This window comes from Kiloniella sp. (assembly GCF_965205715.1).
In the GTDB taxonomy this organism is placed as follows: Bacteria; Pseudomonadota; Alphaproteobacteria; order Kiloniellales; family Kiloniellaceae; genus Kiloniella.
Genome location: NZ_CBDBHW010000014.1, coordinates 1,362,149 through 1,386,232 on the forward strand (window position 1 = coordinate 1,362,149; position 24,084 = coordinate 1,386,232).

Genomic DNA, 24,084 nt, shown 5'->3' on the forward strand with positions numbered 1-24,084 from the left:
GCTACCCTCCACGTCCAGCAACGGTGTGTTCCACCGCCGTTTGGGTAAAAGCGAAACAGCTTGGTTATCACTGTTTCAAACGCAATCTACCACCAATCGGTGGCAACGTAAAGAAAGGCCGCGCTTCCTCCCCGACCTAAAGGACGGGGTATCCGCGCGAGATTTTAGATGACATCCTGTTCCAAATCTTGTAGAGATTCTTCGAAAGTTTCCCTTCGAATGTCTCCAAAGACACGGAATCAACACCATGGGTTCCACCATTGGCTTTTACTCTCTTCCACGCTTCCCAAACAAGCCGTTTAGAAATTGTAAAAGGCTTTGTATTTGTCATCTATTCATCCCAATACTGGTTGATAAATAATTCATACTCAAACAGGGTAGTCCCTTTGCTCCAAGCTCGTTACAAGCTCTTCAACGCTACTACGAACTACTCCGCCCCTGTGCCCGACATCGGTGTTCTGGCTCTTATGGTGCTTCCACTTGAGCTTCTCCCTTAACATTCGGGCGACAGGTTCTCACGTTCCATAAAAGAGCCTGTGTCAAGGTCACGCCGCCTCTATGCCGGATGCCGTCCAGCCCGTAATCAGGTTTCGGCTGGACTTATCCCAGTTGTGTACTAGCCCCCTGGTTTTGACATCATCTAACCCGTTTTCGACACCTCATCAGCGGTTCACTTGCGTTCGTCTCCTTTGACACTTACCTGACATCTCATGGATGCCTTTTCCTTAACGCTCACTACCATAGCTCTTTACCACAGCAGCTTAAGGTGGTTTGAAGCCTCCTCCTGAAAAGCGGCTCCGAGGGACCAACAAACCCTCATCTCTTATACAGTTCTATCCTCCTAAAAGAATATTCGTGACACACTAATACTACCGGGGCCTGGGGCGGAATAACTGGCCTATTACTGTTTTGTTAAAAGCTTCTACAGATCAACTGGGGTGAGGACAAAGAATTCAAGGAGCAAATCATGTCGAAAAAAGGGTTTCACGGAAAAGGGAACAGACCCATCCGGGGCGATGACGACGACAACGTTCTTACTAGGTTTGGTATAGACGGAAGGTTTCAATTCAATGCCGGTGATGGCAATGATGAAGTTCATGGCGGTATTGGTATTGATTATGTCAATGCCGGCGATGGCGATGATGATGTCTGGACTTATGAAGGCGAAGACGACATCCACGGTGGTGACGGTAATGATTTTATAGATTCCGGCGCTGACAATGACATGGTCAAAGGCGGTGATGGCGATGATGAAATTCTGGCTGGATCCGGCGATGACGAGGTCAAAGGCGGACTTGGCAGTGACGATATGGATGGCGGAGACGACTACGATACTGCCGCGGGTTATGACGAGCTGTACAATTATGTTCTGACATTTGACACTCCGTGCGTCCCCTCGAGCCTCAGCGCGATAGACGATACCCGCAACGCTGATCATGACACCCTGGTCAACTTTGAAGAAGTGCATTTCAAAGATTTCATCCTATTTACCGATGGCACCAACAATAACCCCTATGCCGTTGATGATACCGCTGCGGCGGGTGAGGATGATGGCACCGTCGATATTGATCTCTTAGCCAACGATATTGAATTTGAATGTGAGGTGATGACTGTCACTTCAATCGATGAGAGCACACTCGTATTTGGGACTGTCATCGACAATGGCGACGGCACCGTGACTTATGATTTCGGTGATTCCTATCAATTCCTTGGCACGGGTGAAGAGGCCACGGCCACCTTTAGCTATACCGTTGGAGATGGTGCAGGTAATTTTGGTACCGCAGATGTCGAAGTAACAATCACCGGATCTAATGATGCCCCTATTCTGGTCGATGAAGCACCAGGATCTGTCAGCTATACCGAAGCTGACCCTGCTGTAATTGTCTTCTCTGATCTGACGCTCACAGATGTTGACGACGACGACATGGAATCAGCGAAAATCGTTATTACCGACTTTGTCGTTGGTGATGTCCTCAGTATGGACGCAGGTTATGCAGGAAGTCTTATTGCGACCTACGATGCTTTAACGGGTGAGTTAGAACTAACCGTGCAGGTACTAAAGCTGAATATGAAGACGCGATTGAGCATGTCGCCTACAGCTCTACTTCTTTAAACCCAGATGTTAGTGGTCTGGCCTCAACACGAACAGTGGAAGTGACCGTCAATGATTCCGAAGCTGATAGTAATATTATTAGCAAGGACATCGACATCGATAATCTGGGCCCAGATGGCGCTACATTTACGGGTACACCCGGAGGAGAACTCCTAATAGGCGGAGACTTTGATGATGTACTCGATGGTATTGCTGGCGCAGACTTTATGTTCGGCAGTACAGGGTCAGATGTCTTCCTGTTCACAGCTGGAGATGTTGGTAGTGATACTATTTTCGATTTCTCTCTGGTAGATGGTGATATCCTTCACCTTGCCGATCTGTTGACTGGTGAAGAAGCGGGCGATCTAGAAGATTTCCTCAGCTTTACAGAAGCCGGCGGAACCACCACGATTTCCGTTGATGTTGATGGCGATGGTGGAGGAACAGATATGACCATCACCCTCCTTGGTGTTGATCTAACAGCTGCCAACACATTGACCGATCTGGAAGTAATCGACGATTTAATCGCCAGTAATGCGTTGATTGTTGATATGTAAGAAAAGAAGTTCCGACAGACAAAATAACCCGGTCGTGCGCGACCGGGTTATTTTTTTGCTTTTTAAAACGATGCGCAAGAAGCCTATGCAAAAGCTGGACGCATTCAAATGATCGGTACGTCCTAGAGCAATTCAGCAGGCACCGAGATAACAGTGGTCACGATATTAAGTTAAATGACCCCCGGCAAAGCCGGGGGCTTAAGCGGGTGAGCCCCTTAAAGGGGCAAATTGGGAACCGCTAAAGCGGTTATGGATTGAATATATCCATTTGGTCAAAGTACTTATCACGCTCTTCTTGCGTTCTGATATACTCCCTCACCATCTGTTCATCGAGCCCTACAGTTGAGACGAAATATCCACGGGCCCAAAAATTTTCACCCTTGAAATTCCGTGCTTTATTTTTGAATTTTCGAGCTATGGCAATCGCGCTTTTTCCTTTTAGGTATCCAACGACTTTTGAAACAGCATGTTTGGGCGGTATGCTGATACACATGTGAATGTGATCCGGCATCAAATGGCCCTCCTCAATCTTACTTTCGCGATGCCCGGCCAGTTCATGGAAAATTTCACCAAGATACTGACGTAGGTTGCCATAGATAACTTTTTGCCTGCGTTTAGGGATGAAAACCACGTGGTATTTACAATCCCATCTCGTATGTGCAAGGCTTTTGTAATCTCTCATCGGCTAATTCCTTTGTTATTTTGGTCAATAAACAAAGAAATGTAAGACCGTGGGAACGGTCAAACCATTGAGAGTCCCCCGGCATAGCCGGGGGTTTACCGGATTAAATTAATATCTATATCAGTGAGGGGTACCGAGATCGTGTTTGATCATGGGTTGATATAGGTAAGGAAAACCTTCGTCGTCTTTACTAATGGTCAGACTTCCAGCAACTTCCCAACCATCATTAAGCATGGAGGTGATCTTTTCATTGAGATCCTCACGACTGTGTTCGAGCACGAGTTCGTATTTTTTCATTCTTTTCTCCTCTTCCCTGATCAAATTTCAGAGCTTGGCTCATAAAGATCATGCCTGAGAAAGATTAAGAGGATCTGAAAATGGTGATATCGCTCCAAAGAAGCTATCCAAACAAACCATAAGGGAGCGTTATCTTAACTACTGGGGTCAGCCGCAAAGTTAAACATGGCGTTTTGTTGGATACGAGATAAATCCTGCTCTATAATCTCGTCAAGGCGGGTTAAGAGCTCATCAGACAACGAATTCTGGCCAACCATGATATGGATCGACCCCAAATCAACCTTCACATTCTCATGAGCAACGACAAGCCCTTCCAGACCATCAGCTTTAATGCGTGCCTTGCCGGTTTCCTTATCGACCATGAAACCATCTACCCGGCCTCCGACGAGCATGTGGAAATTTTCACCGCCGATATTTTTAAACAGGCGCTCGCGAAACTTTGGATTTTCTGACAACTTTTCAAATTCTTCACCGAGATAGGCATTGCGTGAAATACCAAGGCGAAAATTGGTCCCGATTAAATCACTTAGTCCTCGGAAATGATCGTACTCTGTACGTCCCGCCTTCATAAACAGCCAAACTGTTTCATTGCGATAAGCTTTACTGAATTTTGCATATTGGCGCCGTTCTTCCGTATCCGACATACCAAGCAGAACATCAAGCCTGCCCTCACCCATTTCTTTTAACAGACGAGCCCAGGGCTTTTTAACGTACCTGAGTTCACACCCAAGAGCGCCGAGATATTTTTCGGCGGCGGCAATATCAATACCGATCGGATTTCCCTGGGGAACAGCATCAGAAGGAAAAGCAGGATTTTCCATTTGATATGGCGGCCAGTCAAGCCAACCTACAGTAAGTTGCCCACAAGACTCATTTGCCTGTACAGCCTGACCAGAGAAGGTAAATATTGATATCAGCAGGCCAGATAACAAAGCCAGCCGAGCCTTATAGTTTATGTTTTTTGGCATACTTCCCCCAGTCATCCACCTGTCACCAGCCTGTCGCACCTGCTTCAAATTCTTAAATGATAAATCATTCGATACTCAGTTTCAGAGTACAGTCGTTTATCATATCGCAGTGTTTTCATGCTGGTTTAACCAGGAAAATAGTCTCATCACTGCTGAGTTTTGTACTTTTTGAGATTACACTGGGAAAATACTAAGAGAATAATACAAAAACAAGTTGTTAAATTTAAGACAAATATATTTAAAATTTTACCTAAAAAAAAGGCTCTTCTCCGCTTTGTTGAGTAGAAAAAGATGCCGACCGCCAAGTAACCTGTTGATATGTATGGTTTCTGATAACTTTACATAGAGCAGGTATATGACAATCAACATCTCGCAGCATATTTTAGGCCTCAAAGGGCAACGTGTAAATGAAATTAAACTGGATGACGGCGGTGTTAAGATTGTCATTCACTGCAGCCGAGACGCGCGTAGGAGGGCTATAGACCCTGCTACAGGCCAGAAGGGAAGCATCAACCAGCATGTCCGCCGACAAGTAAACGACATCCCCCTTTTTGGGTATCCTTGTGTGGTCGAGATTGAGCTGGCGCAGGTTTATATTAACAAGGGCGAACGCCGCATTGAGGGGTGTGATTTTGTTGATAAAGGGTGCCGTTTCACTCACCGATTTTGCCGACTGATCAGTGGATTATGTCGGCATATGTCTATTCAAGCGGTTTCCAGACATTTGGATATACGATGGGAAACGGTCAAGAATATCGACAGGGCATACCTTATTGAAACTCTCCCTACGCTTGATCCTGCAGAGCTAACTGGCTTGGAATATATTGGTGTAGATGAAGTTGCCCGGGCGAAAGGTCATGACTACATGACGGTGGTCTACGATATGGTTGGCGGTCATCTGATCTGGGTTGAAGCAGGCCGAACTGCCGAGGTTTTTTCAAGGTTTTTGAAACAACTGCAACCAGATACAGCCTGCAAAATAAAGGCCGTAGCGATGGATATGGGGCCTGCCTACCAAAAGGCTGTCAGAGAGTCCTTGCCGTTGGCCGACATAGTATTTGACCGTTTCCACGTCATGAAAAACTACAGCAAAGCTATCCATAATCAGCGTCGACTTGAGTTCAGAAAGGCCGATCCAAGTGGTAAAGAGTTGATGAAAGGGACACATTATCTGTTGCTCAAAAATGCGGATAAGTTGAGTGAAAAACAAAGTGACAAGCTGCAAAGGTTGCTGGAGAGCAATAGCAACCTGAATGCACTTTACGTCTTGAAAGAACAGCTTCAGCTGCTGTGGAGTGCCGCTTCATTTGAGGCGATGGCGGAGCAACTGGAACGTTGGTGCCTGATAGCAGATCAGTCACAGATGCTCTATCTAAAAAAGTTCGCGAAATCCCTACGGAAACATTGTGTGGGCATCTGCAACTACGCCAAACACAAGCTCACAAGCGCCAGGATAGAGGCTGGTAATGTCAGTATAGGAATGATCCGTAAGCGAGCCAGAGGCATCAAGGATACCGAATACTTCAAACTCAAAATTAGACAATCATCCATTCCAGATAATCAATCTATGCTCTATTTGAAATCCTAAATCTACTCAACAAAGCGGAGAAGTGCCAAAAAGGCTCTTCTCCGCTTTGTTGAGTAGAAAAAGATGCCGACCGCCAAGTAACCTGTTGATATGTATGGTTTCTGATAACTTTACATAGAGCAGGTATATGACAATCAACATCTCGCAGCATATTTTAGGACTCAAAGGGCAACGTGTAAATGAAATTAAACTGGATGACGGCGGTGTTAAGATTGTCATTCACTGCAGCCGAGACGCGCGTAGGAGGGCTATAGACCCTGCTACAGGCCAGAAGGGAAGCATCAACCAGCATGTCCGCCGACAAGTAAACGACATCCCCCTTTTTGGGTATCCTTGTGTGGTCGAGATTGAGCTGGCGCAGGTTTATATTAACAAGGGCGAACGCCGCATTGAGGGGTGTGATTTTGTTGATAAAGGGTGCCGTTTCACTCACCGATTTTGCCGACTGATCAGTGGATTATGTCGGCATATGTCTATTCAAGCGGTTTCCAGACATTTGGATATACGATGGGAAACGGTCAAGAATATCGACAGGGCATACCTTATTGAAACTCTCCCTACGCTTGATCCTGCAGAGCTAACTGGCTTGGAATATATTGGTGTAGATGAAGTTGCCCGGGCGAAAGGTCATGACTACATGACGGTGGTCTACGATATGGTTGGCGGTCATCTGATCTGGGTTGAAGCAGGCCGAACTGCCGAGGTTTTTTCAAGGTTTTTGAAACAACTGCAACCAGATACAGCCTGCAAAATAAAGGCCGTAGCGATGGATATGGGGCCTGCCTACCAAAAGGCTGTCAGAGAGTCCTTGCCGTTGGCCGACATAGTATTTGACCGTTTCCACGTCATGAAAAACTACAGCAAAGCTATCCATAATCAGCGTCGACTTGAGTTCAGAAAGGCCGATCCAAGTGGTAAAGAGTTGATGAAAGGGACACATTATCTGTTGCTCAAAAATGCGGATAAGTTGAGTGAAAAACAAAGTGACAAGCTGCAAAGGTTGCTGGAGAGCAATAGCAACCTGAATGCACTTTACGTCTTGAAAGAACAGCTTCAGCTGCTGTGGAGTGCCGCTTCATTTGAGGCGATGGCGGAGCAACTGGAACGTTGGTGCCTGATAGCAGATCAGTCACAGATGCTCTATCTAAAAAAGTTCGCGAAATCCCTACGGAAACATTGTGTGGGCATCTGCAACTACGCCAAACACAAGCTCACAAGCGCCAGGATAGAGGCTGGTAATGTCAGTATAGGAATGATCCGTAAGCGAGCCAGAGGCATCAAGGATACCGAATACTTCAAACTCAAAATTAGACAATCATCCATTCCAGATAATCAATCTATGCTCTATTTGAAATCCTAAATCTACTCAACAAAGCGGAGAAGTGCCAGAAAGTACCTGTGCAATACCATCCGGCACCAATGCCAGATCGCCCTCTGACAGCAACAACGGCGGTTCGCCCTTTGGGGTCAACCAGCACTGTCCCTGCAGCACGAGGTGAAAACGGATCCGCCGCTGTTCTTGTGGAATTTCAATTGCGTAATTGCCTTTGAAATCAGTTTTAAAATAAAGCTGACTTTCTATGCGCAGGGTAGAGAACACATCACTTAACAGGTCACTATCAGTCATAAACTATCCATTTGGCCGACTTTTGAGACGATTGAATAAAAATTAAAGACTGCTCAAAAATGATATTCCACCCGACAACTGTCAAGTTTAGCTATCAGCAAAAGAATTGCCTTTTCCTGATTACGACCTTTAACGTTTATTTCGCCAAAGGAATTCTTGATGTCATTGGAAACTCTGATCGCCTTGATAGGCTTTGCTTTTGTTACCTCGGTTTCTCCCGGGCCCGGTAATTTTCTACTTCTGACATCCGGTGTGAATTTTGGCTTTGTCCGATCGATCCCCTTGATCCTTGGCATAAGCCTTGGTTTTTTAACCATGGTTCTTGTTGTTGGGCTCGGCTTTGGGCAATTCCTGAACACGGTTCCCCTGCTTTATGCCGGGCTCAAAATTGCCTGTATTACTTATGTGTTGTGGCTCGCTTGGAAAATCGCAAGCAGCAAGTCTCTCGGTAACTCTCCGGGTAATTCTCCGGAAAATTCTAGGGGTAAAGCTTCCATTCCCTCAGACAAGCCCGAAAAAAATGACACGCCTGTAAGCTTTCTACAGGCCGCTTTGTTACAGCTCCTAAATCCAAAAGCATGGGCCGTGTCTCTCATTGTCACTGTCAGCTTCACCACTCAGGACAACTATTTGCCAAGCTTAATGCTTCTCATCCTGTTCTTTGCCATGGTGAACCTGCCGAGTATTTCCCTCTGGGCATTATCAGGCACTTTTCTTCGGCGGATCCTGGGGCAAGGCAATCGGATCGTCATCTTTAACCGGTTCATGGCACTGCTGCTCATCGGCTCCATGCTGCCTGTCATACTCGGAGGATAAAGACATTGGTCGGGTTAATACACTGGCTGGATAAGACACAGGGTGGGTAAGGACGGAGATAGCTAGCGAAAGCGATTTAAAGCTTCTCGATCTCTTCCATAGTGCGGCCGGGTTTTCCTTTATAGGTCGGCAGCGTCCAGCCATAATGTAACGCTCCCCCCCGGATCACCATGGCGACGACAAAGCCGATACTAGACCCAACAACCGGGCTAAGCCCGGCGTGATGACAGACCACCCAAGCCAGCGCCCCAAAAAGGGCAGCGGTGAGGTAAATCTCGCGCCGCATCAGAACCGATTGCTCGCCAGAGAGAAGGTCGCGTAACACCCCACCAAAAGTCGCGGTTAAAATGCCGGTGACGACAGCAATCACCGATGATCCGGTAGCTAGCAGACCAATCTCGGCCCCCTTTACGGCATAGGCCGCCATGCCGATGGCATCGAGCCATAGCAAGACTTTATAGCGGGATTCAAAACGGTGCGCAGTAAAGAACACCAGAGCACCAACAGCAGCGCAGATCAAAAGGTAGATGTGATCTTGCACCCAGAACACCGGGGTTTGCCCCAAAATCGTATCTCTGATGGTGCCGCCACCGATCCCGGTAACAGCTGCCAGAAACAAAAAAGCGATGAAATCAAGCTGCTTACGCGAGGCCGCCAGTGCCCCGGTCGCCGCAAAGACAGCAACCCCGGCATAATCCAGCCCTATCAGGATATCCATCGTTTAATTTCCCCTTTGTTCCTACCATTAATTTTAAACAGGCTGAAACCCTGAGACAAAAAGGTCAATGGTTTTCACGCGTTCTTCTTAGGAGATTTGCAAAATGGAAAAATATTGTAAGTGCAACAATTCAATCAACAAAGGACGGCGCGCCATTGCCGATATCTATAATTTGCCGATCGACGACGAAAATCAGTTTAAGCAAGCCATCATTTTTATGGTCAATAGGATTGTAGTCTTCGATTTCATTGCTTTGATAAATAATGATCGGGTTATCCCCTCGATCATTTTCAAAAGGAAATCCAATGGATTCAACGGTGATTTTTCGACCACTGGAGAGGGCGTGTTCCAAGGTTGCAATAACACCACAAGGTTGTTGTGCCATCAGCCAAAAAGCGCTTGAGGCAACAGGTCTGCGCTCTGCTTCAACATAATCGAGATAATTGCCACCGGTCATGTCTTGACCAAAGCGTTCGTTAATTGCCGTCCCCTGCAGGCGGATCTTGATGTTATCCTTGGAAATGAGCTCATAAACAATCATGTTGGAGAGCAAATGACCGATGTCTTCAGGCACAAAGGAACTCTTGAGAGGTATTATGCTCTCCCCCTTACGCTCTAAATTTTGCCAGTAATCATAAAATTGCTGGTTTCTCGCGTTTTTAATCTCGATCAAGTCACCACCCTATTCGTCCTCTTGTGCGAACTCAATCACCCCAGCTCACTATAACACACTATAGAGTGTAAAATGTTTTCAAAGCATGAAGATTGTAAAATATTTGTGGTAATTGAATAGCTTGCTACCTTACTCAACCATATGATTTTCGTTTCCGTCTTGACCTCAAACGGGGCAAATGGTTTGATGCAATTGCACTTCATAACTAATTGTATGTTAAAGCTGCACTGATCTTTAATCAGTGTGTTTAAGCAAACAGCCGACTGGCCCCCGCCCCGCTTATCATCTCTTTTAACTTTGATTTGATATCGACAGGAACTGGACCCCAGCCAAAACCAAAAACAAGAACAGTACGTTGGATCTCCTTCGGGGGATTTCAGATGGTGGATTGGTTTTCATAATAATGAAATCTTTATCCAGGGATTTGACAACCTCTTCAGGTTTTTATCACCCCACCATTCTGGTTAATCCAACGAAACTGGCGATATGACCCACAGTTCTGATGAACTGTTGGTTTTCTATACCTTTGCGATCATTCCCAAAGGCTATTCGCGCACACACCCTCTTCCTTATTTTGGGAGAGAAAATTGGAGAATTTAAATATGTTATCGCTTTTTCACGCATCAGGAACCTGCTCATTGGCCTCTTGCATCACCCTAGAAGAAATCTGGGAAAAAACCGGTGCTGAGTTTGAAGTCAAAAAGGTCTCTTTTGCGGATGGCGATCAACACAAACCAGAATATCTATCTATCAATCCCAAAGGCAGGGTCCCGGCTCTGCTCACGGAATCTGGCATTCTCACCGAAACCCCGGCAATCCTGCTCTATCTGGCGCAGCGCTATCCCGAAGCCACGCTTGCCCCGCTTGATGATATTTTTGTACTGGCACAGCTCCAGTCCTTTAATAATTTCCTCTGCTCTACCGTGCACGTTGCCCACGCACACCGCTTTCGCGGCAGCCGTTGGGCGAATGAGCAAAGCTCGCTCAATGACATGCATGCCAAAGTACCTGAAAATATGACGACGCTTTTTACCCTGATTGAAGAGACCTATCTCAGTGGCTCTGAAGACAAACCCTGGGTGATGGGCGCAGACTATACGGTCAGCGATGCCTATCTCTATACCATCGCGCGTTGGCTCGGGGGAGACGGCGTCGATATCGCTATTTTTCCGCGTCTCAACGCGCATTTTAAACGTATGGAAAACCGCCCCGCCGTTCAGCGTGCCATATCGAGATAACGACCCTTAGCTGTCGCTCGATGTGGCCCCACCGGACAGGATCCAAAAACTATCCGGAAGTCATAAGAGATTAAACGTGAAATTATGAATAAGAGCCCATTACGATTACCTGAATTTATTATCCTTTTTGCCCTTCTAACCTCTATTACGGCATTGAGTATCGATGCCATGTTACCCGCCCTGCCGCAGATAAGTGAGAGCCTTTACATATCTGATCCGCTCGACAGTCAGCTGATCATCTCGTTATTTATTTTCGGGATGGTTTTTGGTGAGCTTTTCATTGGTCCGATATCTGATGCTATTGGCCGCAAAGGTGCGATCCTTATGGGCATTGGCATTTATGTGATCGGCACCCTTGTCGCCATGACCGCGCCAAGTTTTGAAATCCTTATCCTCGGCCGTATCATTCAGGGCATCGGTGCCTCTGGTCCAAAGATCGCCACCCGCGCCCTGATTAGGGATCAGTACGAAGGCGCGGCCATGGCCCGGATCATGTCCTTTATCATGGTGATTTTCATCATGATCCCGATGATCGCCCCCGCCTTTGGACAGCTGGTCCTGGCCATTGCTGAATGGCGTTATATTTTCTTTTCCTTTTTGGTACTGTCATGTTCAACCGGACTGTGGCTCATGGTCCGCCAGCCGGAAACTCTGAAACCGGAAAACCGCATTCCGCTTTCTCCCAGAAATTTGATGATATCAACCGGGCGGATCCTCAAGCACGGAAAAGTGATGTGCTATTCCGTATCCGGCGGCATGATCTTTGGCGCGCTTCTAGTCTATGTCAGCACCTCGCAATCAATCTTCGAGGATCTCTATGGCGTGGTTGATAACTTTCCGCTCTACTTTGCCGTCCTGGCATCTTCTGTCGCGCTGTCTTCGCTGATCAATTCTCAATTGGTGATGCGTTTTGGCATGCACAGAATGGTGGTTGCAGCCTTGTGCGGAATGATTTTTTTCACGGGCACACTGTTTTTATTTTCTTTGCCTTATCAAGGAGTTCCGCCCTTCTCGATCTTCATGATCAACGGCTTTTTCATCTTTTTGTGGATTGGTATTCTCTTTGGCAACATCAATGCCATGGCGATGCAGTCCCTTGGTAAGATGGCTGGCCTCGGGGCTTCTGTGATTGCCTCAATCTCCAGCCTGGTCGCGGTCGCGGTATCTGTTTCTGCCGGGCGTCTTTATGACGAGACCGTCATCCACATGGTCATCGCACTGTGTTTTTGTGGTGTTACCGCTCTGATCCTGGTTTTGGCCGCCAACAAGAGCAAGGCGGGCGCGCTGTCACCTGCTTGATTAGTCAATAATAGGGCTTATATGTGAATAAGCTCATATCACGACCCTCTTAGGTTTTGAGAAATCGAAACCTGACCGATGGGGCCTGTCAGATTCCCCCCTTTTTGACGGGCCCCATCCCCTTTTAAATCTTAACAAGATTTATCTGCGAAACTTCACGGTCAGTTAAGATATCAAATGGCAATGTGTATTTCCCAAAGTCATTAAAACTTTCACGAGTATCAAGTTGCCACCAGAAACAAAGACGCCGTTACCGGATCTTCATATTAAATACAGTAAAACGAAAATCGTTTTTTGTCTGGTCATGTATTTACTGATATTGGCTTTAGGAATTTGGATGCTTAGCCTCGACACCGAGAGCTGGCGCAGTTCCCAACCCTATGATTCCGTTAGTCGGACCTACAAACCAAAAATTGATCCTCAACATAGGAAAATTGTTTGGTATGCAATCTCTGGCCTTGTTGTTTCCTTCGGACTTCTAGGAGTTTTTCTTTTCCTCTATAGGTTCTTTCGCAAGGGGGCGGCACTTACCCTCACCCATGAATTTTACCTCCCAAATAATGAATTCATAAGACACCGTCCCATTTATTGGCAGAATATTGTAAGAATAGAGGAGATAAAACAAACCATTCACGTACCTAGGTTACTTTTCCCCATAAGAAATCGGGCGATCCGTATCATCTACAAACAATGTCAGTTCTATAAAAAAGGCACCGGAATATACGAGGAGTTAAGTGCTCGGAGAAATAATCAAACTCCGGAAAAAGAACAATTACTCAGCAGTATTCTTATACCCCTTAATAGGCAACAGCTCCTTGAGATAATGCGCCGCTATTGGCTTACTGCTCTTGGGGAAGACCCCTCAAAGATCCCCATTCCCACTATTGTGGAAGAAGTCATCAGTAGGAAAGAAACCCGAAAACAGACCCGAAAATTCTTTAAGAGACTATTTTTCGGCAAAGAATAACTATTGAGTTCTCCAGCAAAAGGCCGGGCTCTCTCCCCCTCACAGAGAAATTGCCCGGCCTCTTCTAGTGCAACCCAACTATCGGTTAGCTGCCGTAGATTTTCCCTTGCGGGAAACGTCCGGCGCCTTGCCGGGTTGGATTGCGCTCGGCAAAGTGTCCGAGTTCTCGACGTTCGGCCTCTATGATTTCTGCCTCACTGAGGATGTCGACCTTTGGTGTGGTACTGCCAGCTTTTAAGATTGCAGCAACTCGGCGGGTGATGATTGGCGCCGCAACTGAAGTTCCATCGAGCGCGACAGAAACACCACTGCGTACACCTGTTGCCTGAATTCCGCGAAAGACCGGAGAACGATCGCTTTCCGCAGATACCATTGGACCAACGGATGAGCCCGGATAACCTATCGTTGCGGGTTGATCACCACTGTAAACAGCGGGCTCGCCCGTACTTTCTACGTGCCCTCCGACAACGATGACAGCATCTCCGGTGGCAAGGCCGTTGTAAGACCCACTTCGCTTGACGATGGAGTCATCATTATCCTCCAACTCGAGCTTGCCCATAGCGCCATAGACTTTATAGTCCGGGTCATCGAAATACGATTGCCGTCCCAAAGCAGGATAGCCAAAAGGACTGGCATCGCGCTGAATTCTGGCGTGGATCGGCTCTGGCATGGCCTTATCTGTTGTCTTGATCAGACGGACCTTCCACATACCTGATGGAGCAGGCTTCAAGGGATCAACAGAAACATCACCGTCGTTACGCACGTCGCTTGGTGCCAAGGTCAGCATAAAGCGGCCGCGTTCGTCCCCCGCATCCAAAGGCGCGTACCGATCATAGGACAACCGGGCAATGGACCGGATACCGTGATTTAACACCACTGCCGTATTAGCCACACCCGAAAGTTTATGGCCCGAGATGCCTCCAGGTGGGATAACTTCAACCTCGATATCGCCATCAGCATAGCCTTGCTTGGACATCCAGATTTCGAGATAGCTCGACGTCCGGTCATTGGGCTGTACTCGCCATGGAAGATCACAAGAGCCAACTGGCCTCGGACTTCCAGCAGGTTCGGTAAAGGAAAAATCACTCTCTGCAATCACTGCGTGGGAGCGTTCCAAATAGTGATTTCCCGCAGGCAAGACCACAGACGTTGGTGCCACACGTTCATTTCGGGCCGCAACGATCTCGTCAATCGCCTTTTCCAACAGAGCAGTACCGTCGTGTGGGCCGCCAAAGACGCCGTAGCTGAAGTTGATCACCACGGGCAAGCCCGGTGCGATATGATCAGCACGCTCGAGGATATAGTGCACGCCGCTGAGGATAAACATATCCAGCCCCATGCCCGAGGTATCCCAGGTCACAGCAGCGGGAACCTGAACCGTGATAATGCGGTCCTGTTCCAGTTCCTCAGGCGCATGTTGATTGTAATCAGCCCCCGCAGCGAGATCGAGTATATGGCTCCCGTGTGTGGCTTTGTTATCCAGCGAATTGGGCATGACCCGCTTGCTGTCGGTTAGGCCCAGTGTCCGATAAAGCGCGGCTTCGTCGGTGGAGCCGCGCGTATCGGTGTGCTCGGCAATCGCACCCTCAATTTGTGCGCGGGTGTATTCGCGACCAAAAGCAACATCCGATCCCGGGACCGTATCACCATCCTGGACCCAGGCAAAATCGACCCGACTGCTTCCGAGTGCAGATTGAAAACGGCGATTGGCAAAGGCAATGCCATCATCAATCACGCCGATCACAACTTTTGCTTTACCTTCGAGCAGAGGGCTCGGCTTAGAACCTTGATCAGGGTCATAGCCCACATTTACGCTAGCAGCCCGAAGCGGCACACTCAGACGCCGCTTTATATTGCTACCAGCCCCTCCTGAAATCGGGGTATCGGTAACCGGGCTACCGCATAGAACAAAGGGGCGAAAGCTCGGCTCAAACTTATCTGGCTCGGATCCGACAGGCTGATAGAGCCTGGGATATATGGCATTGGGATCTTTGTCACCTGCGGTAAAGTCTGCAGAGGCCTCGGTTCCCGTATGCCAATGTGTCTCCAATGGCGGGCCAAAGGGAAAGCCATAGCCCTTCCCCGTGTTCAGCAGCCAATCCTCATAGGGATCGACGGCTTTCACGCCATCATCTTGCCATTGAAAGATATCAGCCATGTGAGCCACCTGCTGCAGGAGCTTCCTCCCACTCACTCTTGGCCTTGAGCCATAGCCAACGGAACAGATTATCCGGCTCGGCATGAACCTCAGACGTTCCCCACTCGGTTACAGGAGCTGTGGCATCACCCGGAATAGCAGAAGCCTTGGTAAAGTCACCGGTCGCGTTATTACCAATAAACTCAAGCGCCTGAACTTCACCTTCAACACCTGAAGCCATCTGAAGCAAATAGTTCCCAAGCGTCGTCCCAAGTGCGGCACCAGCTGTACTATCTGCCGGAAAGTGAAGACCTGCGACAGTACGGTTAACCGCAATGCGTTCCGCCACGGAGAGCAGCATATCTTTAATCGAAGGACTTTGCTGATAATCCATAACAGTGCCATCAAGCAGCGCTCCAAATACGGTTGCGGTTGCAAAGGCTTCAGTCGAATGACCGCTTGGCAGAGTGCCATGTCCGGGTGTCGGGATCAGAGGCTGAATTTGCGCCGAATAGATATCCGGGCGACGACACGCCAAACTGTGTTTTGTTCTCAACACCACATGGGAAGCATACTGCTGTACAAGGTTAATAAGCTGCAAAGTATGTGCATGGACAGACGGGTTCAAAGGCACAACCGAGGTAAAAAATTCTGTCGGGTAACCAACCTGTGCCAGAACTTCCGCACCGCGTTCAGCGCGTTGGTCGGCATAATTACGGACATACTCCAGTTGTTCACGAAATACCTCTGCACTTGGCCGTGTTAACTTAACCAGTCTGGAGTAAGCCGGGTGAGGAGCATGGTCCAATCCGCCATGTGAATGGTCATGCTGGAACCAGATAGAAATTGCGCCTTCTTCGCCGTCAGTCTTAAAGGAAGGACGGGATAGAAGATCTGTTAACATTGTTAACTCTCGGACCTGAGGTGTCCACTTTTCTAGATTACCCACCTGATCCGCAGGAATAGGACGAGGCCCCACACCAGGTTCAGGTAAATTCCATGGATTTCGAATAGCATCAGAAGAAGAGAGTAAAGCAGGAGTTAGGGATGCTCCCGATGCCCCTGTAACCCCCGTGACGCCAGTGACACCAGTAACTCCGGTAACACCCGTAACTCCCGTTACGCCTGTAACTCCTGTTACACCAGTAACACCAGTGACCCCAGTTTGTGTTGATAAAATCGACATTACCCAGCTCCTGCTCTATTTGTTTTCGTTCATTTTTTGGCAAAATTACCCAAACATACTAATATTTTCGCTTACCTATTTATTAATTTTCAGGGATCCCTGCTGCCCGAAGAGAATTGGCCCACTCTTGCCCTGTAGAAAACTCAGAAGCAGGATGATTTTTCAAATAACCTGATACAGTTAAATTGGGATCAATAATCAATAACTCTTTTGCTGCTACCGCAGCTTCTTGTTCCCGACCAAGGAATTGTAATGCCATGGTTTTTGCACGTAGGGTTGACACATGGCGTCGATTTTCCAGTAAGGAACTCTCGGCAAATTTTAATGCTTCTTCATACTGTTGATTAGAAATCAATGCTGTAGCAGAAAGGGATTCATAGTAATATTTATACGGATCCAGAGGGGATAATGATCTGGCCCGTTGGGTATACGCTACAGCTCTGTCACCTTCATCGCGAAACGCATGACTCGTTCCTTTCAAAAGCCATGCAAGCGCATCGTTCGGGTTTAAATCAACAGCACGATCATAACGTTTAAAAGCCAAATCAAAATCTTTGTATAGCGTGATCTGTGCTAATCCATCGACAGCTAATGAGAAGGAACAATCAGGGTCAAGATCCAATGCTCTGGCGGTACAATCACAGGCTATTTGGCTATCCTTAACAACATCATTGCTCCACCCTTTATGAATAGAGAGTACGTACCATTTGCCTAACCACGCATAGAGGTTTGCGTGTTTGGGTGATTTACGGATAATTTCCTCTATCAACGGACGCGCTTTAGCAAAACTGGCGAGCTTCAAACGATGCATCAAACTAACGCCAGAGACCAGGAGTGCATGACTGGCGACTTCTGGCAAAGGTTTACTAGTGGCCAATTCAATAGAAGTAGAGAGTATAGATTGTCCGATTTGACGGGAAATATCGGCGACGATTTCCTCCCCACCGTTAAGAAAATCGGACATTTTTGCTGAAAATTGCCGCGACCAAATAATCCGTCCACTCTCGGCATCCAGAAAATCGGCATCAAGATGAAAGCGTTCACCGTCCTGACGGTAGCTGCCATGGATAACATATTCCACATTAAGCGCTCGCCTTACATCCGCAAGATTGAGTAAACGCATATTGAGATTGCGGGAAGAAAGGTGCGAGATCACATCTATCAACTGAGATTTGGAAAGTGCCCGTGAAATCTCTTCAGCCAACATGTCACCAAGAACATCTTCGCCATCCCTACGAAAACTCTGTAAAAAAGGGAGGACTGCTACGGCCGGAAGAATGCCCGTTTTTTCTGATGGAGCAAAATACTCAAGCTCGGAGATTAATTGCGGCCGGCTTTTTCTCTGATCATTCACCCAGGACGTAAAACCAGCTTCAGCAATATTAATCCCTTCGAGGAATTCTCCCTCAGCAGGAACGCCAACAAACTCGATCACATCCGGGTAAAGAGCGACATCATCATGAGAGATGTCGAATAACACCTCGAAATCTGACCCAATGGCCCGTTTAAGATCGCTCAACCCCCGACGAAGGCTTGCCCGGCCCAACTCCTGGCCGGATAGGCTCCAGAGTTTGTCCTGTAACCAGGACCTTGTCCGTTTCATATCTGGCGCTGTCGCCAGTAACGCGACCAACGCCCGCAGCTTCGTGCTGCGAATATCGAGTTTACCGCCACTCGACCATTCGGCAGAGAAAGCTCCGTAAAGACGTAACCTAAGTTTTCTGTTTTCAGGGCTATTTAACATTATTATTGACCCAGACCTTATTCCCTGATGTTAGAGACACGCTAAGTTGTGCCTCTAAATTACCCCCATAAGCTCACAAAGATTACCACCTCTGCGCTAAGTTAAAAAACTATTTACATTTTTTTCACGCTTTTTGGACGCTACCTGTACTGGTAACTGCTTCATAATGGGCAATATAACAATTAAAGATAAAATTGGCGGGTAGTATAAACACCTGAGCCCTGTTGAACTTCTATTTCGAAGGCAACAATTAAAAAACCTGAAGAAAAATAACTTTTCTTATAGGGGCTTGGGTATAGAAGATAGGACAGTATTGTGAACAGAAGTAATGACCCGACCCTTAATTTGATACCTGATCAGGATTCCCCTAATCCGCGAGACCTTAGCGATTTTTGCCAAAAATGGAATGACCTGAAGGTACACGCAAGTGAAGAACAACTCTCAAGCGCTCAGCTTTCGCCAGAAAGCAAGGAAGTCATATCCTGGCTCACGATCCTAGCTGATAAAGTGTGCCACACCGAAGATTTTTAATGTAGTACACCATTCATTTTTATGATTTCATTTTGTTTAGAGTTTTAATCCGCTTTTTCATGAATTAGACCTGATCCTGTCATCGGGCAGGCCTTCCGGCGTTTTCGTGCTTCTCTACGATAAGAACCCGGTCGGCCTGAATTCCGTTTTTCGGCAAAATCTACCATTGAATCCCAAAAATCCTGAGGTGCATCTGTGACATTCTCAAAAGGGACACTGCCACTGCCTAAATCCAGCAGGTTACGGTCGACAGGAACAACCTGCATAAAGGGATCATCATAATAAAAAGAGATTGGGAAATCCGTTTTTTGCATTTGAATGACAAAAAATAACGGTCCAGCCCACCAATCTGTCTCAACAACGCCTTCCAGCACAGAATAAGCACCAGAATTTCCCCAGTTAACCGGGGATCTTATCCAGGAACTAATACCGGGCTTAGTACGGGCAAATAAACCAGACCAAACTTGAATGACGCCGCGTTCGGGTATGGCCTCTAAAAACGGTGGTATGGCTTCCAGGGCCTTTGCAGGTGCATTTTCTTTCCAATAGTCTGCAAACTCAGGCAGATATAGTCTCTCGACTAAAATGGTTTCTTCGATACCTTTTAAGTCAGCAAGAATTTCAGTCCCTGTCCAAGTCAGAGTAAAGTCCATCGGCGGGCAGATCAGAGCCCCACTAGAGTTCGCTCTGGTAAAGGGTTCACAGAACTTAAGCGCCCGGGCAGGTATTTCCCCGCGCAAATCGGGTCGAGGAAGTATGGGATCGGGTAAATCTGGCCAACATTTGTAAAAAGAAATCATAAAACCATCACCTACTCAAAAAAAATCCTCAACGGCATTACCGAGAGGACACAGTTAAAGCTTTTCGCGACAACAAAAGTTTAGATAACAAACCAAAATCAATCGTTGGTATATGAATGATATATCTCTCCATCATCCCTTAGTCCGGTACAGATGCCTTTACTGAGCATACTTATTACGAAGGAATTTTAGTCCTTAGCCATAATCTTACGGGGATGAATTGTACCAGCTCCCATGTTGAGGCCTTTGATGTCTTTACTGGATACAGATTTTACAGCAGAAACTTTGGCAATCTTTTTCATAATTTCACTCCTTACTCATTGATTTGCGAGGATGAATTAGGCCAGAGCCCATGGTACCGCCCTTGATGTCGACGCTAGAGACCGATTTTATTGCTGTAACCTTGACGATCTTTTTCATGAATTCACCCCTTACTCATAATCTTACGGGGATGAATTGTACCTCCCCCCATATTGAGACCTTTGATGTCTTTACTGGATACCGATTTAACAGCAGAAACTTTGGCAATCTTTTTCATCAGCTCACACCTTGGCCATGGTTTTACGGGGCTGGATCGTACCTGAGCCCATATTGAAACCCTTGATAATTTTACTGGACACCGACTTAACTGCAGTAACCTTTGTAATTGTTTTCATGAAATCACTCCTTGGTCATAGTTTTACGAGGATGGATTGCGCCTGCCCCCATGTTGAGGCCTTTGATGTCTTTACTGGATACAGATTTTACAGCACAAACTTTGACAATCTTTTTCATGAACTCACTCCTTACTCATAGATTTACGAGGATGGATTGCTCCAGAACCCATGGTAATTCCCTTGATGTCTTTGCTAGATACAGATTTAACTGCAGTAACCTTGGCAATTTTTTTCATGAAGTTACTCCCTGGTCATGGTTTTACGGGGATGGATTATTCCAGATCCCATATTAAAACCTTTGATATCTTTACTGGAAACGCTCTTTACAGCGGAAGACTTAACGATCTTTTTCACAGAAAAACTCCCTGTTAATCGTTCGCACTACAGCACGTTAAAGCCAGTGCGCGAAAAAGTATCGACCTGCACACTAAGCATTGTCAAATAATTTTTCTACTATACCGTGTTCAAATATAATTTATACCCCCTAAAATAAGAAATAAAAACATACGCTTAAGTTGAGAAAAATTGAATTTATAGGCCCTGAAATAAGTACTATCAGCAGTAAACCTAAAGAAGGAGGAGTTACACTCCTCCTTCTCATCCCACAAAAAGAGCTATTCTTTTTGTCTCTTACGGTTAGATCCCTCCGCCGTAAACATGACCCTTGATATCTTTGCTCGACACCGACTTCACGACAGAAGAACTGGTGATCTTTTTCATCCCTGAGCCAATGGCATGTGCATCTATGCCTTTACTCGACACAGCTTTAACCGTGGAAGGTTTACCAATCTTTTTCATCCCTCCACCAACGGCATGTGCATCTATGCCTTTGCTAGACACAGCTTTAACCATGGAAGATTTACTAATCTTTTTCATCCCAGCTCCAAAGGCAATAGCTTCTATGTCCTTGCTCGACACAGTTTTAACAGAGCTCGTTTTAACAATTTTTTTAAACCCGCCACCAAATGCATGGGCACATATCTCTTTTGTAGAGCGTCAACCACTTTGTCCGGTTGCGTCAACCACCTTGGCCGCTTTTGATGCGGCTGTGATCTGACGTTTATTTACGATGCTTCAGGCATATTTTTCACCTTTTTGTTTGTGGTTTTCCGCAACATTTTTTTGAGATTTTGGGCGGCTTCCCATTGTCTGTAGCTGTCGATATTCATCTCAAGAATGGTTGAGTGGTGAACAAGACGATCGATTGCTGCAACGGTCATGGCCTTATCTTGAAAAATATTGTCCCATCCGCTAAAAGGTTGATTGGCAGCAATTGCAATACTTCGGTACTCATATCGTCTGGCGATCAATTCAAAGAGCACGGATGTTTCAGATATATCCCTTTGTGCATAGGTAATATCATCGAGAATGATGAGATCAAATTTATCGAGTTTTGCGAGGGCGTTTTCGAGCATAAGTTCACGTCTGGCAGCCTGGAGTTTTTGCACCAGATCACTGGTTTGCGTATAGAGCACACGGTATCCAGCCTCTATAAGAGCATAACCTACGGCGCATAGGAGATGAGTTTTTCCTCCCCCTGAATTTCCAATGGCAATCAGATTTGCTCTTGCGTCAATCCAGTCACCGGCAGACAAGGCTTCGACCTGCGCCTTTTTCACGTTAGGCAGCCGCTTGAAGTTAAAAGTGGCCAGAGTTTTTCCGCCCAGCAGGTTTGATGCGTTGAGATGGCGTTGAATGCGTCGCGTGTCCCTTTCGGCCAATTCATATTCGGCCAAAACGGCAAGGAACCTGGCTGCTGACCAGCCCTCCTTGTCGGATTGGATTGCGATATCTTGCCAGTGTTTGTGAAAGCTGGGTAATCGTAAGTCAGTTAGCATAAGAGGCAGCTTGTGCTGATCCACTTCAATGTTTGTCATGCCCGATCCTCCAACAGAGTATCAAAGACTGATAATGAAGGTTGAACCACGGGAATATCAGGAGGTAAATCCGTGTTCTTTTTTGTGATATTCAGCTTAAGTTTTTTTGCGCAAGGTAGCCTTCCTGCATTGATTTCTCTCGAAATCAGGTGCGCGACTTCGGCCTCACAAGCCTCTTCGTGCGCAAGGAAAAGTATCCCAACCATCTGACGACACGCATCTCTGCGGGACAACTTTTTCTGAAACAATGTCCAGGCCAGGGAGTACTCGGTTCTTGGAAAAATACTGTCACGATAAATAGAATTGGCGAGTGCCTGAGGTTTACGTTTGAGAGCATGAATGACGTGATGATAATTGATAACATGAATGCGGGGGCCTTTGCCGTGCCCCCGCTCACGAGAATGGCTGACGACATGAGTGCTGCCTAGATAGGCTTCTATCCGGTTATCGTAAATATGGACACGCAAGCGTTGACCAATTAGGCGAGAAGGGGCGCTATAAAAAACCTGCTTAACTAAAAAACCACTTGTTTTGGTAACTCTCGACACGACTTCAGTGTAATCTGTTGTTCGCCGAGGAGGTAACGCCTTGAGAGATTTCAACTCTGTTTGGATATCTTGGTCACGATGTTTGTTCCGTCTAGCAATCAGCTCGTCCAAAAATCGCCGATACTCATCCAAAGTGTCAAAGTCATTACTGCCACGCAAAATCAGGGCCTGCTTTATCGCAGTCTTAAGGTGACCGTGGTGAGATTCAATGGCACCGTTCTCGTGTGATTCCCCTCTGTTATTTCGACTGGCCTCCATACCGTAGTGCTCAACAAAAGCAGAATAACGTTTGGTAATGTCCTCCTTTTCCTCAACGCTCAAATTCCGAAAGGCCGCAGACAGGCTGTCGGTCCGGTGGTTTTCAGGAGCGCCCCCCAAGGACCAAAGCGCATTTTGTAAGTTCTCCGCAAGGGCTGTAAAACTCTCACCGCCAAGTACGACCCCAACATGTTCCCATCGGCTATATACCAGAACAAAATGATAGAGCCGATGCACCAAAGGATCTCCTGCAATGGTAATACTTAAGTCGGCTGCATCCGTGAAATCTGATTGGCCCATGTAACCCGGCTCAGGTGTTTGCCTGAAAATGATATCCTTTTCAGGGCCATTCAGAGCCCGCCATCCCCGAACTCGGCGCTCTAACGTGCGCTTGACACGGTCATCGGGAAAACGGAGCGGATAGAGGCTCTGTATGTGGCGCAACAAAGTAATGGGTTTGACCGAGTTGTCTTTATCCAAAATGGGAAGGATGTCCTTATCCCAGATATCTTCAAGCGGATCAGAAACTGTTCGCCCTCGCTTTATATTGCGTTGTGACGGTAAAGTCGCATCAACGTCAAATCGGCGGGCCGTGCGTTCGCTAAACCCTGCGCGGGCAGCGGCGGTTCGTTGACCATGAGTTTTTCTATCTGTCATGTAAAGTCTCAGTTGTTCATCTGTGATAAATTTATACGGCAAACAGGTTCCTCCAATTACATCTAGAGGTTCCTAATTTATCAACTCACAGCAGCTTGTAACTAACACCAAATTAAGCCTTGGCCGGTGGATCTGATTATCAAACGGGCACGCCCTTTTTAATGATCA

The 24,084-nt window shown here is 46.9% G+C and carries 24 protein-coding genes; 9 read left to right on the top strand and 15 right to left on the bottom strand.

What is annotated here, in order from left to right:
- Positions 1 to 967: 967 nt before the first annotated feature.
- Positions 968 to 2,113, top strand: coding sequence for an Ig-like domain-containing protein (locus ACOGW3_RS23535; RefSeq protein WP_419905172.1), 1,146 nt, complete (start codon positions 968 to 970; stop codon positions 2,111 to 2,113).
- A gap of 41 nt (positions 2,114 to 2,154) precedes the next feature.
- Positions 2,155 to 2,649, top strand: coding sequence for a type I secretion C-terminal target domain-containing protein (locus ACOGW3_RS23540; RefSeq protein WP_419905173.1), 495 nt, complete (start codon positions 2,155 to 2,157; stop codon positions 2,647 to 2,649).
- Between the two features lie 247 nt (positions 2,650 to 2,896).
- On the opposite strand, the gene tnpA is transcribed toward ACOGW3_RS23540, so the two are convergent.
- The 4 genes from tnpA to ACOGW3_RS23560 form a co-directional block, all read right to left on the bottom strand.
- Positions 2,897 to 3,331: an IS200/IS605 family transposase gene (tnpA, locus tag ACOGW3_RS23545; RefSeq protein ID WP_419901154.1), complete on the bottom strand. Its 435-nt coding sequence runs from the start codon at positions 3,329 to 3,331 to the stop codon at positions 2,897 to 2,899.
- A gap of 120 nt (positions 3,332 to 3,451) precedes the next feature.
- A complete protein-coding gene (locus tag ACOGW3_RS23550) occupies positions 3,452 to 3,628 on the bottom strand; it encodes a DUF1737 domain-containing protein (RefSeq protein WP_419905174.1) in 177 nt (58 codons plus the stop codon).
- Positions 3,629 to 3,762: 134 nt separating this feature from the next.
- Entirely contained in the window at positions 3,763 to 4,596 is an 834-nt protein-coding gene (locus ACOGW3_RS23555) for a substrate-binding periplasmic protein (protein ID WP_419905175.1), read from the bottom strand.
- 246 nt (positions 4,597 to 4,842) lie between these two features.
- A complete protein-coding gene (locus ACOGW3_RS23560) occupies positions 4,843 to 4,965 on the bottom strand; it encodes a hypothetical protein (protein WP_419905176.1) in 123 nt (40 codons plus the stop codon).
- On the opposite strand from ACOGW3_RS23560, the gene ACOGW3_RS23565 reads away from it, so the two are divergent.
- Complete coding sequence (locus tag ACOGW3_RS23565) at positions 4,952 to 6,184, top strand: ISL3 family transposase (protein ID WP_419901077.1); 1,233 nt, start codon at positions 4,952 to 4,954, stop codon at positions 6,182 to 6,184. The genes ACOGW3_RS23560 and ACOGW3_RS23565 overlap by 14 nt on opposite strands.
- A gap of 6 nt (positions 6,185 to 6,190) precedes the next feature.
- Here ACOGW3_RS23565 and ACOGW3_RS23570 read toward each other — a convergent pair whose 3' ends face one another.
- Complete coding sequence (locus ACOGW3_RS23570; protein WP_419905177.1) at positions 6,191 to 6,325, bottom strand: hypothetical protein; 135 nt, start codon at positions 6,323 to 6,325, stop codon at positions 6,191 to 6,193.
- On the opposite strand from ACOGW3_RS23570, the gene ACOGW3_RS23575 reads away from it, so the two are divergent.
- On the top strand, positions 6,312 to 7,544 hold the full coding sequence (locus tag ACOGW3_RS23575) for an ISL3 family transposase (RefSeq protein ID WP_419901077.1): 1,233 nt from the start codon (positions 6,312 to 6,314) through the stop codon (positions 7,542 to 7,544). The two genes, ACOGW3_RS23570 and ACOGW3_RS23575, sit on opposite strands and share 14 nt — an antisense overlap.
- A 6-nt stretch (positions 7,545 to 7,550) precedes the next feature.
- Here ACOGW3_RS23575 and ACOGW3_RS23580 read toward each other — a convergent pair whose 3' ends face one another.
- On the bottom strand, positions 7,551 to 7,811 hold the full coding sequence (locus tag ACOGW3_RS23580; protein ID WP_419905178.1) for a cupin domain-containing protein: 261 nt from the start codon (positions 7,809 to 7,811) through the stop codon (positions 7,551 to 7,553).
- A gap of 159 nt (positions 7,812 to 7,970) precedes the next feature.
- Between ACOGW3_RS23580 and ACOGW3_RS23585 the strand changes: the two genes are divergently transcribed.
- The gene (locus tag ACOGW3_RS23585) at positions 7,971 to 8,627 is read left to right on the top strand and encodes a LysE family translocator (protein ID WP_419905179.1); all 657 of its coding nucleotides are present in this window, start codon (positions 7,971 to 7,973) and stop codon (positions 8,625 to 8,627) included.
- A 76-nt stretch (positions 8,628 to 8,703) separates the two neighbouring features.
- Here ACOGW3_RS23585 and ACOGW3_RS23590 read toward each other — a convergent pair whose 3' ends face one another.
- Both ACOGW3_RS23590 and ACOGW3_RS23595 read right to left on the bottom strand, forming a co-directional pair.
- Entirely contained in the window at positions 8,704 to 9,345 is a 642-nt protein-coding gene (locus ACOGW3_RS23590) for a trimeric intracellular cation channel family protein (protein ID WP_419905180.1), read from the bottom strand.
- A gap of 130 nt (positions 9,346 to 9,475) precedes the next feature.
- Positions 9,476 to 10,018 (bottom strand): PAS domain-containing protein, encoded by a 543-nt coding sequence (locus tag ACOGW3_RS23595; RefSeq protein ID WP_419905181.1) that lies wholly within the window; start codon positions 10,016 to 10,018, stop codon positions 9,476 to 9,478.
- Between the two features lie 587 nt (positions 10,019 to 10,605).
- Between ACOGW3_RS23595 and ACOGW3_RS23600 the strand changes: the two genes are divergently transcribed.
- From ACOGW3_RS23600 to ACOGW3_RS23610, 3 genes are all read left to right on the top strand, one after another.
- Positions 10,606 to 11,256 carry a glutathione S-transferase family protein gene (locus ACOGW3_RS23600; protein WP_419905182.1) on the top strand — a complete coding sequence of 217 codons (651 nt, stop codon included), beginning with the start codon at positions 10,606 to 10,608 and terminating at the stop codon, positions 11,254 to 11,256.
- Between the two features lie 84 nt (positions 11,257 to 11,340).
- Positions 11,341 to 12,555 (top strand): multidrug effflux MFS transporter, encoded by a 1,215-nt coding sequence (locus ACOGW3_RS23605; protein ID WP_419905183.1) that lies wholly within the window; start codon positions 11,341 to 11,343, stop codon positions 12,553 to 12,555.
- Positions 12,556 to 12,781: 226 nt separating this feature from the next.
- A complete protein-coding gene (locus ACOGW3_RS23610; protein WP_419905184.1) occupies positions 12,782 to 13,522 on the top strand; it encodes a hypothetical protein in 741 nt (246 codons plus the stop codon).
- A gap of 85 nt (positions 13,523 to 13,607) precedes the next feature.
- On the opposite strand, the gene ACOGW3_RS23615 is transcribed toward ACOGW3_RS23610, so the two are convergent.
- The 3 genes from ACOGW3_RS23615 to ACOGW3_RS23625 all read right to left on the bottom strand — a co-directional run bounded on the left by ACOGW3_RS23615 (position 13,608) and on the right by ACOGW3_RS23625 (position 18,589).
- The gene (locus ACOGW3_RS23615) at positions 13,608 to 15,680 is read right to left on the bottom strand and encodes a hypothetical protein (RefSeq protein WP_419905185.1); all 2,073 of its coding nucleotides are present in this window, start codon (positions 15,678 to 15,680) and stop codon (positions 13,608 to 13,610) included.
- Positions 15,673 to 16,845, bottom strand: coding sequence for a phosphatase PAP2 family protein (locus ACOGW3_RS23620; RefSeq protein WP_419905186.1), 1,173 nt, complete (start codon positions 16,843 to 16,845; stop codon positions 15,673 to 15,675). The genes ACOGW3_RS23615 and ACOGW3_RS23620 overlap by 8 nt, the downstream gene beginning before the upstream one ends.
- An 82-nt stretch (positions 16,846 to 16,927) precedes the next feature.
- Positions 16,928 to 18,589, bottom strand: coding sequence for a hypothetical protein (locus tag ACOGW3_RS23625; protein WP_419905187.1), 1,662 nt, complete (start codon positions 18,587 to 18,589; stop codon positions 16,928 to 16,930).
- Between the two features lie 315 nt (positions 18,590 to 18,904).
- Here ACOGW3_RS23625 and ACOGW3_RS23630 point away from each other — a divergent pair, with 315 nt between their 5' ends.
- Complete coding sequence (locus ACOGW3_RS23630; RefSeq protein ID WP_419905188.1) at positions 18,905 to 19,120, top strand: hypothetical protein; 216 nt, start codon at positions 18,905 to 18,907, stop codon at positions 19,118 to 19,120.
- 44 nt (positions 19,121 to 19,164) lie between these two features.
- Here ACOGW3_RS23630 and ACOGW3_RS23635 read toward each other — a convergent pair whose 3' ends face one another.
- The 4 genes from ACOGW3_RS23635 to istA form a co-directional block, all read right to left on the bottom strand.
- The gene (locus ACOGW3_RS23635) at positions 19,165 to 19,920 is read right to left on the bottom strand and encodes a DUF6065 family protein (protein ID WP_419905189.1); all 756 of its coding nucleotides are present in this window, start codon (positions 19,918 to 19,920) and stop codon (positions 19,165 to 19,167) included.
- A gap of 1,292 nt (positions 19,921 to 21,212) precedes the next feature.
- Entirely contained in the window at positions 21,213 to 21,452 is a 240-nt protein-coding gene (locus ACOGW3_RS23640; protein WP_419905190.1) for a hypothetical protein, read from the bottom strand.
- 188 nt (positions 21,453 to 21,640) lie between these two features.
- Complete coding sequence (gene istB / locus ACOGW3_RS23645) at positions 21,641 to 22,453, bottom strand: IS21-like element helper ATPase IstB (protein WP_419901088.1); 813 nt, start codon at positions 22,451 to 22,453, stop codon at positions 21,641 to 21,643.
- A complete protein-coding gene (gene istA, locus ACOGW3_RS23650; protein ID WP_419901087.1) occupies positions 22,450 to 23,958 on the bottom strand; it encodes an IS21 family transposase in 1,509 nt (502 codons plus the stop codon). The genes istB and istA overlap by 4 nt, the downstream gene beginning before the upstream one ends.
- Positions 23,959 to 24,084: the final 126 nt, after the last annotated feature.